Here is a 12,902-nt window from a genome sequence, read left to right as displayed (position 1 = left end):
GGCTCAGCGTTCCAGCGGCCGGTGCGCCGTCTCGGGCAGCCGCAGGTACACCAGCGACGAGCCGAGGCAGAGTACGGCGACGTACCAGGGGAACAGGTCCGGGTGCCCCAGTTCCTTGAACAGCGTGCCGACGTACGGCGCCGTACCCCCGAACATCGCCACCGTCAGCGAGTACGGGAACCCGATCCCCGCCGCCCGCACCCGCGGCGGGAACACCTCGGCGTTCACGGCCGCGCTGATCGATGTGAACCCGGTCAGCAGCACCATGCCCGCGCACTGCACGAGCAGCAGCACCGCGAACGAGTCGTGCAGGGCGTGCAGGAGAGGGACGGTGAGGAGGGTGAAACCCAGGCCGAAGAAGAGGAGGAGGGGGCGGCGGCCGAAGCGGTCGGAGAGGAGGCCGCCGAGGGGCTGGAGCAGGCCGAAGAAGGCGAGCGAGATCGTGCCCGCGAGGAGCGCGTCGGACTTCTCGATGCCCGCGTTGAGTTCGGCGTAGGTCGGCAGATACGACGTCCACGTGTAGTACGCGATCGTGCCACCCGCGGTGATGCCGCAGATCAGCAGGGACTGCCGAGGATGGCGGCGCAGCGCCTCCAACAGGCCGGGGCGCGGGGCCTGTTGCTGCTCCGCGCTCCGGGTCTCTTCCGCGCCCTGCCGGATCCAGAAGCCGACCAGGCTGAGGACGGCGCCGAGGACGAACGGCACCCGCCAGCCCCAGCCGTTCATCTGCCCGTCGCTCAACGTGTCCACCAGCAGTGTCGCGAGGCCGGACGCGACGAGCTGTCCGGCGGTCGTCGACACGTACTGGAAGCTTGAGAACAGCCCGCGCCGTCCCGGCCCCGCCGACTCCACCAGGAACGTCGTCGAAGCCGCGAACTCGCCGCCCACCGACAGGCCTTGGAGCAGCCGCGCGAGGACCAGGATCACCGGGGCGAGGACGCCGGCCGACTCGTACGTCGGCGTCAGTCCGACCAGCAGACTGCTGCCGCCCATCAGCAGAATGGTGACCGTCAGCGCCGCGCGCCGTCCGCGCCGGTCCGCGACGGCACCCATGAGCAGCCCGCCCACCGGCCGCATGAAGAAGCCCACCGCGAAGACCGCGAACGTCGACAGCAGCGGCACCAGCGAGTTGTCCGCGCTCCTGGGGAAGACCTCGGCCGCGATGTAGGTGGCGAGGAAGGTGTAGGCGTACCAGTCGTACCACTCCACGGCGTTGCCGACCGAGGCGGCGAGGAGCTGGCGTACGGGCCGTGAGGTCGGCGGGGAATCCGTGCGCGTCGTCTCTGTCATGATCGCGACCATCCCCGCGCTCCGGCCCCGGCATACCTCACGTACCCCCGACTTTCACACAAGCGCCACCGAACCCTTCCCTGACGTTTGGTGCTCCTGGAACACTCCTTCCGCGCGCATTCCGTCACATGCTGGCGGTCAAATCACCCTCAATGGGAAGAGGTCCCTCACTCATGCCCGAAGTCAATCGCCGCAGATTCCTTCAACTCGCGGGCGCGACCACGGCGTTCACGGCTCTGTCGAGCAGCATCCAGCGGGCCGCCGCCATCCCGGCGAACCACCGCACCGGGTCGATCGAGGATGTCGAGCACATCGTCGTCCTGATGCAGGAGAACCGTTCCTTCGACCACTACTTCGGCGCGCTGCGCGGCGTTCGCGGCTTCGGTGACCCGCGTCCGGTGAAGCTGGACAACGGCAAGTCGAACTGGCACCAGTCGGACGGGACCAAGGACATCCTGCCGTTCCACCCGACTGCCGAGGACCTCGGCATGCAGTTCCTCGAGGGCCTCCCGCACGGCTGGACCGACGGCCAGCAGGCCTACAACGGCGGCAAGTACGACAAGTGGATACCCGCCAAGGGCACCACGACGATGGCGTACCTCACCCGTGAGGACATCCCCTTCTACTACGCCCTCGCCGACTCGTTCACCATCTGCGACGCCTACCACTGCTCGTTCATCGGCTCCACCGACCCGAACCGCTACTACATGTGGACGGGATACACCGGCAACGACGGCACCGGCGGTGGCCCGGTCCTCGGCAACGACGAGCTCGGCTACGGCTGGACGACCTACCCCGAGCGCCTGGAGCAGGCCGGCATCTCCTGGAAGATCTACCAGGACATCGGCGACGGCCTGGACGCGGCCGGCTCCTGGGGCTGGATCGAGGACGCCTACCGGGGCAACTACGGCGACAACTCGCTGCTGTACTTCAACAAGTACCGGAACGCCCAGCCTGGCGACCCCTGGTACGACAAGGCCCGCACTGGCACCGACGTCAAGAACGGCGACGGCTACTTCGACCAGCTGAAGGCCGATGTGAAGGCCGGGAAGCTGCCGCAGATCTCCTGGATCGCCGCCCCCGAGGCCTTCACGGAGCACTCCAACTGGCCGACGAACTACGGCGCCTGGTACATCGCCCAGGTCCTCGACGCCCTCACCGCCAACCCGGAGGTCTGGTCGAAGACGGCCCTGTTCATCACCTTCGACGAGAACGACGGCTTCTTCGACCACGTCGTGCCGCCGCTCCCGCCGAAGGACGCCTCCCAGGGCAAGTCCACGGTCGACGTCTCGCTCGACCTCTACAAAGGCGACAGCAAGCGTCCCGCCGGTCCGTACGGTCTCGGGCCGCGGGTTCCGATGCTGGTCGTCTCGCCGTGGAGCAAGGGTGGTTACGTCTGCTCCGAGACCCTCGACCACACCTCGATCCTGCAGTTCATGGAGCGCCGCTTCGGGGTCAGGGAGACGAACATCTCGCCCTGGCGCCGGACCGTCTGCGGCGACCTGACCTCGGCCTTCGACTTCTCCCGCAAGGACAGCCGCCCCGCCGAACTGCCGGAGACGGACGAGTACGAGCCGCAGGACCGCGAGCGTCACCCCGACTACAAGCCGACGCCGCCTGCCGACCCGGACATGCCCAAGCAAGAGCGCGGTCTGCGCCCGTCCCGGCCGCTCAAGTACGCCCCGTACGTGGACGGTTCCGTCGACGCGGCCGCCGGCCGGTTCACGCTGACCTTCGCCTCCGGCGCCAAGGCCGGTGCCGCCTTCCATGTCACGTCCGGCAACCGCACCGACGGGCCGTGGATGTACACCACCGAGGCCGGCAAGAGCATCGCCGACACCTGGAACTCGGCGTACTCGAACGGCTCGTACGACCTGACCGTGCACGGCCCGGCCGGCTTCGTGCGCTACTTCAAGGGCTCGAACACGGCGGCCGGTCCCGAGGTCACCGCCCGTCCCAAGGGTGACGACATCGAGCTGACGTTCACCAACAAGGGCACCGCCACGGCCGTGCTGAAGGTCGCCAACGGGTACGGCGGTCGCGCCACGACGGTGACGGTGCGGCCCGGCGCCACGGTGCGGCGCTGCATCGACCTGCTGGTGAGCCGGCGCTGGTACGACCTGACCGTCACCTCCGACGCCGACCCGGCGTTCCTGCGGCGGTTCGCCGGGCGGGTCGAGAACGGGCGGCCGGGTGTGAGCGACCCGGCGATCATCACCGAGTAACCGGCCGCTACGTACGGACCACTCGGATCACAGCGGTGTGAGGTGCCCCGGCTCCGGCCGCCGGGGCACCAACGCCGGTTCGGGCGCGGCCGACTCGGGCTCCAGGGCCAGTACGGCGGCCACGGGGTGCTCGTCGTCCGGTACAGGGTCGGGGTGCTCGTGCCGCGAGGCCGGCTCGGGTGTCGCCCGGCTGAGCAGCACCACACCCCAGGACGCCAGGCCAGCTCCGGCCAGCGCGAGGAGGATGCCCGCAGCGCCGCCCTGAAGCCGCTCACCGAGCAGGACGAGCCCGATCACCGCGGCCGCCAGCGGGTTCGCCAGCGTCACCATGGCCAGGGGCGCGCCGAGGCCGCCCTGGTAGGCGGTCTGCGACAGCAGCAGTCCGCTCGCCGCGAGGGCCGCGACCAGCAGCGCCACGCCGACCACCTGGAGGCTGAGCAGTGGGGCGGAGTCGTCCGTCGCGGCCACCGTCACCGTCTGGGTGAGCGCCGAGGCGACCCCGGACGCGAAGCCGGACGCGGTCGCGTGCCGCAGCCCGGGCCGGGCACCGGGCCGCGACAGCATGCCGATCAGCGCCACCGTCACCGCCGCGACCGCCAGCGCCTCGGAGGTGCTCAGGACGTCCTCGGGTGCGGGCCCGGACGCCGTGACGAGGATGGCGGCCAGGCCGAGCAGCGTCAGCGCCGTACCACGCCACTCGACCGCGCTCACCCGCCGCCCGGCGACCCGCGCGCCCAACGGCACCGCGGCCACCAGGGTGAGCGCGCCGAGCGGCTGCACCACGGTCAGCGGGCCGTATTTCAGGGCCACCACGTGCAGCAGCGCGCCGGAGCCGTTGAGCAGGACCGCCCCCCACCAGGCGCCGGAGCCCAGCAGCCGGAGCACACCCGAACCCTGCGCACGGGAGGCCAGCCGCTCCTGGCCGACGGCCGCGGCGGCGTAGGCGACGGCGGAGAACAGGGACAGGACGACGGCGACGACGGTGGGGTTCATCGGCCCGCTCCCACCAGGGCGGTCTCCTCGTCCCGGGCCGCGGGCACGAGCTCGTCGGTACCACGTCCGGCGGTCGGGGCGGTACGCCGCGGCGAGCGAAGTCGGATGGCGGTCCTCCCGGACGAACTTCCGGGGAGGATCACCGCGAGGGCGAGACCGAGCATGGCCGTCGCCACGATCGCGTCGAGCCAGTAGTGGTTGGCCGTGCCGACGATGACCAGCAGCGTCAGCAGCGGGTGCAGCAGCCACAGCCACCGCCATCGCGACCGGGTCGCCACGATCAGGCCGATCGCCACCATCAGGGCCCAGCCGAAGTGCAGCGACGGCATCGCCGCGAACTGGTTCGATAGGTGGTCGGTCTCGGGGGAGCCGTACACGGAGGGGCCGTACACCTGGCCGGTGTCGATCAGTCCGGCGGCGGCCAGCATGCGCGGCGGGGCGAGCGGGAAGGTCAGGTGCACCACCAGGGCGGCTGCGGTGACGGCGGCGAGGACGCGGCGGGCCGAGACGTAGTGCGCGGGGCGCCGCAGGTAGAGCCAGACCAGGAAGGCCGCGGTGGCCGGGAAGTGGACGGTCGCGTAGTAGGTGTTGGCGATGTGTATGAGCGTGTCGCCGTGGAGCAGCAGGTTCTGCACCGAGCCCTCGCCGGGCAGATGGACGGCGCGCTCCAGGTCCCACACACGCTCGGCGTTGCGGAAGGCCTCGCCGGTGTGGCCGGTCGCCAGTTGCCGGCCGAGCTTGTAGACGAGGAAGAGCCCTGCGACGAGCAGGAGCTCCCGGACGAGCGGGGGCCGCGCTATCGCGTCGGTCTCCGGCTGAGCAGCCTCGGTGCGGCCATTCATGTTCCCCCGGCCCTTTCGCCGAACGGTGGGTGGTGCTGAGTGGTACCCGGCGAACTCATCGATACGGCGGCGTACCGAAACGTCAATGTACCGATACGCCACTGTACCGATACGCCAGCGTTCCGGTACAGTGGCGTATCGATAGACGTACGACACACTGGAAGTGAGGAGAAGAGCAGATGACGTCGCAGGCCGCGGACGGACCGGAGACGGTCGCCGCCTCGCGCCGCTCCAAGATCACGCCCGAGCGTGAGCAGGAGTTCTTCGACGCCGTGCTCGAACAGATACGCGCGTGCGGGTACGACTCCGTCACCATGGAGGGCGTCGCCGCCAGCACGCGCTGCAGCAAGTCCACGCTCTACCGGCAGTGGAAGACGAAGCCGCAGTTCGTGGCGGCCGCACTGCGCGCCAGCCGCCGCACCCGCTTCGAGGGGATCGACACCGGCACTCTCGCCGGCGACCTGAAAGAGGCCGCCCGGGCCGCGGGAGCGTGGTCCGGCAAGGACACCAGGCTGTTCCAGGCCCTCGGCCACGCCGTCATGCAGGACCCGGAACTCCAGCGGGCCCTGCGCGAGGCGCTCATCGACCCCGAGCTCGACGCGCTGAAGGAGATCCTGCGGCGCGGCGTCGAACGGGGAGAGGTCGCCGCCGACCATCCGGCGCTGGAGTACATCCCGGCGCAGATCTTCGGCGTACTGCGGGCCCGCCCCGTACTGGAGGGCGAGGACGCCGACCCCGACTACATCGTCCGGTTCGTGGAGGCCGCCGTGCTGCCGGCACTGGGCCTGACCTGAGACTCAGGACGCCGTCCACGGGATGACTGGACGGTGGCCTGTTCCGCGCCGACCCGTGGGGACGGGGGCGGCGCGCACCCCCCGGCCGGGTGGGGTTCCTCTTGAGCGGAGGGGCGCCCCACCCGGCCGCATCACGTCCGGGGCGAACGAGCGGCAGAGCGGCTCAGACGTCCTGGCCGTTGCCGCCGCCGGTGGACACCTTGATGCCCTCGGTGATCTCGTCGAGGACCGACTGCTTCTCGGTGGTGTCCACGCCGAGGCGGACCACGACCATCTGCTGGTCGTTGACGGGCGAGGGGAAGGCGAGCGACTCGACATAGCCGTCGGTGCCCTTGCTGGTGATCGCCTTCCAGCGGACCAGGTAACCCTTCTGCCCGGCCACGGTCACCGCCTTGGAGGCCAGCACCTCGTGCGAGGTGATCTCCCCGTACCCCTTGCCGTAGGACTCCTCGGCGTTTTCCGAGATGTCCGCCTTGGCGACCTCCTCGGCCGTGTCGCCCTTCGTGCCGAGCGCCAGCGCCGGGGCCGAGTAGGCGCCGCCCTTCTGGCAGGTCTGGGAGGTCTCGGCGGGGCACTTGTACGTCTCGTCCGACGCCACGTGCGCGCCCCAGTTGATCTGCTGGCCGTACCAGCCGTCCGGGATCGGGATGCTGATCCCGCTCACCGGGTCGGTCACCGAACCGCTGTCCACCTTCGGCGCCTCGGACGGGTCCGGGGAGGGGGACTGCCCGCCGGACCCCCCGTCGCCGCCGTCGCCGCCGCCGGAGTCACCGAAGGGGCCGCCCTGACCACCGCCGGGCCCGCCCTGGCCGCCCTGCCCACCCGGGCCCGGCCGGGAGTCGGCGCTGCCGCTGCCCGAGCCGCCGTCGGCGGTCAGCGCGTACACGCCGACCCCGATGCTCGCGAGAACGACCGCGGCCACGCCCACCGCTATGCCCGTACGCAGTCCGCGCCGCCCGCTCGACTGCGGCTCGCCGGGATAGCCGGGATAGCCGGGATGGACCGGGTACGGGAGCGGGGCCACGCCGGCCGGCGGCTGCCCCGAGGGGGGCCCGTCGGCGGGTGGATGGACCGGATACGCCGGAAGAGCCCCGCCAGCCGTCGGCTGTCCGGAAGGCGCCCCGTCGGTGGCCGGCTGCCCTGACGGCGCTCCGTCGGTCGTCGGCTGTCCCGATGGCGCCCCGTCAGCCGGCGGTTGCCCCGGAGGCGCCCATTCGGCGGCCGACCTCGCGGGCCGGACCTGGTCCGTCCATGCCTTGCCGTCCCACCAGCGCTCGGTGGGCGGACCGTCACTTTTCCGGCCGGGGTCGGGGTACCAGCCGGGAGGAGTCACCTGCGTCATGGGTCCACCGTATGAGGCCTCGGTGAAAGTGGGATGAGAGGATCCGGCCCCGACGCGTCCGGATGTCCATCCGCGTCACTCCAGGACGAGCCGCACCGGCCGCTCCCGAGCCGGTGGCGGCAGCCGCAGTCCGTCCCGGCCCGGCGTGATCGAACCGAGCACGCGCGCGTGCCGGGCACCGGTGGCCGCCGGCTCGGTGCCGGGCAGCCCGTGCGCGGTCAGAAACCCCAGCACGGCGAAGGCGTACGCCTCCTTCGCGGCCGCCGGCAGCCCCAGCTCGTCGGAGGTGCGCAGCGCCACCCCCGGCAGCCGCTGCCCGAGCATCCTCATCAGTACGGGGTTGCGCGTCCCGCCCCCCGAGGCGATCACCTCGGACGCGCCCACCGTGCGCACCGCGTCGGCGACCGTCCGTGCCGTGAGCATGGTCAGGGTGGCGACGACGTCCTCGGCGGGCAGCGTGCCGAATCCGGCCAACGCGTCCCGCAGATGGCCGAGGTGGAACAGCTCCTTGCCGGTCGTCTTGGGCGCGGGCAGCGCGTAGTACGGCTCCTGAAGCAGCCTGCTGAGCAGCGGCTCATGTACGGTGCCGCGCTCGGCCACCGCCCCGTCCACGTCGTACGCCACCCGCCCGCCGCTGAACCCGCTCGCCGCCGCGTCGATCAGCGCGCAGCCGGGCCCGGTGTCGAAGGCGGTGCCGTCGGCGCGGTGAGGTTGGCGATGCCGCCGAGGTTGAGGGCGACGGGCGTGCCCGGCCGGCCGCGCAGCCACAGCAGGTCGACGAGGCTGACCAGCGGTGCGCCCTGACCGCCGGCGGCGATGTCACGTGGCCGGAAGTCGGCGACCACGGGCAGCCCGGTCGCCTCGGCGATCCATGCGGGCTGCCCGAGCTGCAGGGTGCCGTACACCTGCCCCTCCTCGGCCCAGTGGTACCCGGTCTGCCCGTGCGAGGCCACCAACTCCGCCCGCCCGTCGCACAGTTCCCGGTCCGCCCGGACGGCCGCCGCCGCGAAGGCCTGCCCGATCCGCGTGTCGAGCCGGCAGACCTCGGCCATCGATGCCGTCCCCGGTGGCAGCGCGGCCGCCAGCGCATCGCGCAGCGACTCGTCGTACGCCTCGCTCACCAGCCCCAGCGGCCTGAGGACGAGGCCGTCCCCGACGAGGCTCAGGTCGGCGGCGGCCGCGTCGATGGCGTCGTACGACGTGCCCGACATCAGGCCGATCACCCGCATCAGCTCAACTCGCCTTCCCGTGTGCTCTCCCGGCCAGCGCGAGGACGCTCACCGCGCAGGCCGCGGCAGCGTAGTACGCGGGGACGTCCACGTTGCCGGTCCGTTCGATCGTCTCCGTGATGATGAGCCCGGCGCAGCCCGAGAACACCGCATTGGACAGGGCGTAGGCGAGTCCCAGCCCCGTATGACGCACGTTCGTCGGGAACAGCTCGGCGAGCATCGCCGGACCGGGCCCCGCCATCAGCCCCACCACGGCACCCGCTCCGCACACCACCGCACCCTTCACGGTGACGGAAACGCCCGGGTCCTGAAGAAGGTTGAGCAGCGGCACCGCGAGAACCACCACGAGCACCGCCCCCGCCAGCATCACCGGCCTCCTCCCGACCCGGTCGCTGAGCCACCCCGCCGGCAGGATGGTCACCGCGAACCCGAGGTTGGCCAGCACCGTGGCGATCAGCGCCTGCTGGAAGGTCGTGTTCAGCGTGGCCTGCAGATACGACGGCAGCACGACCAGGAAGGTGTACCCGGCCGCCGCCCACCCCATGATCCGCCCGGCGCCCAGCGCGATCGCCCCCACCACCGCACGCACCGGCGGCCGCTCGGCGTCCCTCTCCTCCCGGAACGCCGGCGTCTCGTCCAGCCGAAGCCGCAGCCACAACGCGCCCAGCCCCAGGGGCAACGTCAGCAGGAACGGCAAGCGCCAGCCCCAGTCGCCCAGTTGGTCCTCGGTCAGCACGGTGGCGAGCAGCGCCGCCGCACCCGCACCGGCCAGCAGTCCCAGCGCCACGGTGAACGACTGCCACGACCCGTACAGACCGCGCCGCCCGGGTGGCGCGAACTCGGTCATCACCGACACGGCGCCACCGAACTCGCCGCCCGCGGAGATGCCTTGAAGCACCCTCAGAAACGTCAGCAGCCAGGGCGCGAGGGCGCCGGCCGTCGCGTACGTCGGCAACGCTCCGATCAGCGTCGTCGCCCCGGTCATCAGGGTGATCACCAGGATCAGCACCGGACGTCGGCCGATCCGGTCGCCGAGCCTGCCGAACAGGGCGGCTCCGACCGGCCGGAAGAAGAACGCCAGCGCGAACGAGGCGTACGTCCGCACCAGCGCCTCGGCCTCGCTGCCGCCCTCCGGTGTGAAGAAGCGCGCCGCGATGATCGTCGCGAAGTAGCCGTAGACACCGAACTCGTACCACTCGATGAGGTTGCCAACCGATCCCGCGACCAGCGCCTTGCGGGACCGGACCGTGCTTCGGTCCTGGTTCGTCAGTGTCATTCCCGAGCCTTCTGACTGTCGGTCGGACCGCCGGTCCGACTCCCTTCGGACTGTCGGTTCTTGACTCTCGGTAAGTTTCAGCCGGGCAGGTCACGGGCCCTGCGCGTCGCCCCCGCGCACCCGCATTCACCCATCACGGCAACAGCTGCCCGGACCGGCCTCCACTTAGGCAATCGGACGGCTACGCTCGACGTCTGTACGTCGTTCGGGCGACTTGGGGAGGTAGCGGGATGACGGAGGTACGGCCCACACAGGCCGCCTCGGCTTCCCTGTGGGAGCGCGACGAGGAGCTCGCCGCGATCGAGCGGGCCCTCGACACCCTGTGCGCCGACAAGTCCTCCTCCGGCAGCCTCCTGGTGCTGCGCGGCGAGGCGGGACTCGGCAAGACGGCGCTGCTGGCCGAAACCCGCCGCATCGCCGAGGCCCGACGCTGTGTGGTGTGGTCCGCGCGCGGCAGCGAGACCCTGAGTTCCGTCCCCTTCAACGTGGTACGGCAGCTGCTGCAGCCCGCGCTGCTGTCGCTGATGCCGGAAGAGGCGCGGGAATACCTCGGCGACTGGTACGACATCGCCGGACCCGCCCTCGGCATAACGGACCCCGGCGAGCGCCAGGCCGACCCGCAGGGCGTGTGCGACGGCCTGGTCGCCGTCGTACGCCGACTCGCCCGGCGCGACTGGCCGCTGGTGCTGCTGATCGACGACGCCCACTGGGCCGACCAGGAAACCCTGCGCTGGCTCGCCGCCTTCGCCGAACGCCTCGGCGAACAGAGCGTCATGGTCGTGGTGGCCCGCCGCCCCGGCGAGGTCACCGGCGACAGCGCCCGCCATCTCGACACGGTCGCCGCCGCGGGCTCCTCCGTCGCCAACCTGAGCGCCCTCACCCCGGACGCCACCGCCGGACTCACCCGTGCCACCCTGGGCGCGCACGCCGACGCCCCGTTCTGCCGCGAGGTCTGGGCCGTCACCGGCGGCAACCCGTATGAGACCGTCGAACTCCTCGCCAAGGTGCAGGACAGCGAGTTCGAGCCGACCGAGTCCGCGGCCGGCGAACTGCGCGCCCTGAACCGCTCGGCACGCGGCGGCGGCCTCGTCGCCCGCCTGGAGACGCTCGGCATCGACGCCACCCGCTTCGCCTGGGCGGCCGCCATCCTCGGCACCGGCATCTCGGTCGACCTGGTGGCCGAACTCGCCACCATGAGCATCGACGACGCCGTGCGCTGCGCCGAACTCCTGCGCACCGCCCGCATTCTCACCGAGCCCGACCCGGCCGGTGCCCAACCGGACGATGGGGAACTCCAGTTCGTCCACCCGCTGATCGCCACCGCCGTCTACAACGCCATCCCCGACGCCCTGCGCACCGCCATGCACGGCATCGCCGCCCGCGTCGTCACCGACAGCGGACGCGGCGCCGCGGTCGCCGCCCGCCATCTGCTCGAGGTCCACCCGGACAACGACGAGGAGCTCGTCGAGCAGCTGCGCGAGGCCGCCCGCGAACACCTCGCCGTCGGCGCCCCCGACGCGGCCCGCCGCTGCCTGGAGCGCGCCCTGCTGGAACCGCCCCTTCCGGAGGCGCACGCGCGCGTGCTCCACGAACTCGGCTGCGCCACCCTCCTCACCGCGCCCGCCACCACCATCGACCACCTCCAGACCGCGCTCTCCATGCCCGGCCTCGACGGCGACGAACGCGTCGACGCCGTCTACCGCCTCTCCCAGGCACTCCTCCACAACGACCAGCTGGAGGAGGCCGTCCGCACCGTCGAGGCGGAGGCCGCCAGGCACCGGTCGGGACCCGCCAAACTGCGGCTCCAGGCGGTGCAGTTCATGTGGGAGGGCATCTACGCGGGCGAGGCCGGCTCCCCGGGACGCTCCGCCCGCCTCGCCGACCTCGCCAGGACCTGCACCGGCCGCGACAACTCCGAGCGCGCCCTGCTCATCCTGCGCGGCTTCGACGCCATGGCCCGCGGCGAGAACGCCGAGGAGGTCGCCGAACTGTGCGACCGCGCCCTCGTCAACGGCCGCCTCGCCCCCGGACTCGGCTGGACCGACCCGGAGTGGGGCATCGAGCTGCTGATGATGCTGGCCAACTCCTACGCCTTCAGCGACCGCCTCGACCGAGCCGAGGCCCTCTACAACGAGGCCCTGCGCGCGTACGAGTCGGCCGGCTGGAGCGGCGGCCCCCTCGCCCTGGCCCACGCCTACGTCGGCGTCGGGCACCGCAGGCGCGGCCGGCTCCGCGAGGCCGAGGCGTCCCTGCGCAAGTCGCTGGCGCTCGCCGAGCGCGTCGGCCGCCGCCTTCCCCTGCACTGGTCGGCGACCTGCAACCTCGTCGACACCCTGCTCGCCCGCGGACATGTCGATCAGGCCTGGGAGATCGCCGAGCAGTACGGATTCACCCCGCCCTACCCGTCCACCATCGTCCTGCCCGACCCGCGCTCGGTCCGCGGCCGCCTGCTCCTCGCGGTCGGCCGCACCCAGGAGGGCGTCAACGAACTGGAGGAGGCGGAGAAGGCGGCGGCCGTGCGCGGCCACCACAACCCGATCATGGTCCCCTGGGCCGTGGACCTGACCCGCGCCCTCGCGAGCGAGGACCCGGCGCGCGCCGCCCGCCTAGCCACCGACGTCCGCCGGCGCGCCGAGCGCTTCGGGACCGACACCGCCATCGGCGAGGCCCTGCGCTGCGCGGCCGCCCTGGAGACCGGCCAGCGCGCGGTCCGCCTCGCCGAACAGGCCGTCACCTATCTGGAGTCCTCGCCCTGCCAGTACGAACACGCGGCCGCCCGTGTCGAGTACGGCATCGCCGCCCGCTCCTCGGCGGAGCTCCAGCGGGGGCTGACGCTGGCGCGGTCGTGCGGGGCGGACGGGCTGGCGTTGCAGGCGGAGGCGGCGCTGGCCGCGGGAGTGGTGTGAGGCGG

8 protein-coding genes and 1 pseudogene are annotated in these 12,902 nt (G+C 72.0%); 3 read left to right on the top strand and 6 right to left on the bottom strand.

Annotation, left to right across the window (positions count from 1 at the left end; all coding sequences use genetic code 11):
* Nucleotides 1-3: 3 nt before the first annotated feature.
* Entirely contained in the window at nucleotides 4-1,302 is a 1,299-nt protein-coding gene (locus IF78_RS0112570) for an MFS transporter (protein WP_037640286.1), read from the bottom strand.
* Nucleotides 1,303-1,463: 161 nt separating this feature from the next.
* Between IF78_RS0112570 and IF78_RS0112565 the strand changes: the two genes are divergently transcribed.
* On the top strand, nucleotides 1,464-3,515 hold the full coding sequence (locus IF78_RS0112565; RefSeq protein WP_031480909.1) for a phosphocholine-specific phospholipase C: 2,052 nt from the start codon (nucleotides 1,464-1,466) through the stop codon (nucleotides 3,513-3,515).
* Between the two features lie 27 nt (nucleotides 3,516-3,542).
* Here the strand turns inward: IF78_RS0112565 and IF78_RS0112560 are convergent, their stop codons facing one another.
* Complete coding sequence (locus IF78_RS0112560) at nucleotides 3,543-4,508, bottom strand: DMT family protein (protein ID WP_031480911.1); 966 nt, start codon at nucleotides 4,506-4,508, stop codon at nucleotides 3,543-3,545.
* On the bottom strand, nucleotides 4,505-5,350 hold the full coding sequence (locus IF78_RS0112555) for a phosphatase PAP2 family protein (RefSeq protein WP_031480913.1): 846 nt from the start codon (nucleotides 5,348-5,350) through the stop codon (nucleotides 4,505-4,507). The genes IF78_RS0112560 and IF78_RS0112555 overlap by 4 nt, the downstream gene beginning before the upstream one ends.
* 179 nt (nucleotides 5,351-5,529) lie before the next feature.
* On the opposite strand from IF78_RS0112555, the gene IF78_RS0112550 reads away from it, so the two are divergent.
* Nucleotides 5,530-6,144: a TetR/AcrR family transcriptional regulator gene (locus IF78_RS0112550; RefSeq protein WP_031480915.1), complete on the top strand. Its 615-nt coding sequence runs from the start codon at nucleotides 5,530-5,532 to the stop codon at nucleotides 6,142-6,144.
* Between the two features lie 163 nt (nucleotides 6,145-6,307).
* Here IF78_RS0112550 and IF78_RS0112545 read toward each other — a convergent pair whose 3' ends face one another.
* From IF78_RS0112545 to IF78_RS0112535, 3 genes and pseudogenes are all read right to left on the bottom strand, one after another.
* Nucleotides 6,308-7,486: a DUF2510 domain-containing protein gene (locus tag IF78_RS0112545; protein ID WP_031480917.1), complete on the bottom strand. Its 1,179-nt coding sequence runs from the start codon at nucleotides 7,484-7,486 to the stop codon at nucleotides 6,308-6,310.
* Nucleotides 7,487-7,561: 75 nt separating this feature from the next.
* Nucleotides 7,562-8,715, bottom strand: a pseudogene (locus tag IF78_RS43575) (anhydro-N-acetylmuramic acid kinase).
* 4 nt (nucleotides 8,716-8,719) lie between these two features.
* The gene (locus IF78_RS0112535) at nucleotides 8,720-9,991 is read right to left on the bottom strand and encodes an MFS transporter (RefSeq protein WP_031480919.1); all 1,272 of its coding nucleotides are present in this window, start codon (nucleotides 9,989-9,991) and stop codon (nucleotides 8,720-8,722) included.
* Between the two features lie 230 nt (nucleotides 9,992-10,221).
* On the opposite strand from IF78_RS0112535, the gene IF78_RS0112530 reads away from it, so the two are divergent.
* Entirely contained in the window at nucleotides 10,222-12,897 is a 2,676-nt protein-coding gene (locus IF78_RS0112530; RefSeq protein WP_031480921.1) for an ATP-binding protein, read from the top strand.
* Nucleotides 12,898-12,902: the final 5 nt, after the last annotated feature.

The organism is Streptomyces bicolor (assembly GCF_000719285.1).
Classification (GTDB): Bacteria; Actinomycetota; Actinomycetes; order Streptomycetales; family Streptomycetaceae; genus Streptomyces; species Streptomyces bicolor.
The sequence above is the reverse complement of the archived record's forward strand: the minus strand, read 5'-3'. Positions and strand labels throughout refer to the sequence as shown.

Coding starts and splice junctions, on each gene's coding strand:
- IF78_RS0112535 (WP_031480919.1), bottom strand. CDS start 9,991: ATGACACTGACGAACCAGGACCGAAGCACGGTCCGGTCCCGCAAGGCG.
- IF78_RS0112530 (WP_031480921.1), top strand. CDS start 10,222: ATGACGGAGGTACGGCCCACACAGGCCGCCTCGGCTTCCCTGTGGGAG.
- IF78_RS0112555 (WP_031480913.1), bottom strand. CDS start 5,350: ATGAATGGCCGCACCGAGGCTGCTCAGCCGGAGACCGACGCGATAGCG.
- IF78_RS0112570 (WP_037640286.1), bottom strand. CDS start 1,302: ATGGTCGCGATCATGACAGAGACGACGCGCACGGATTCCCCGCCGACC.
- IF78_RS0112550 (WP_031480915.1), top strand. CDS start 5,530: ATGACGTCGCAGGCCGCGGACGGACCGGAGACGGTCGCCGCCTCGCGC.
- IF78_RS0112560 (WP_031480911.1), bottom strand. CDS start 4,508: ATGAACCCCACCGTCGTCGCCGTCGTCCTGTCCCTGTTCTCCGCCGTC.
- IF78_RS0112565 (WP_031480909.1), top strand. CDS start 1,464: ATGCCCGAAGTCAATCGCCGCAGATTCCTTCAACTCGCGGGCGCGACC.
- IF78_RS0112545 (WP_031480917.1), bottom strand. CDS start 7,486: ATGACGCAGGTGACTCCTCCCGGCTGGTACCCCGACCCCGGCCGGAAA.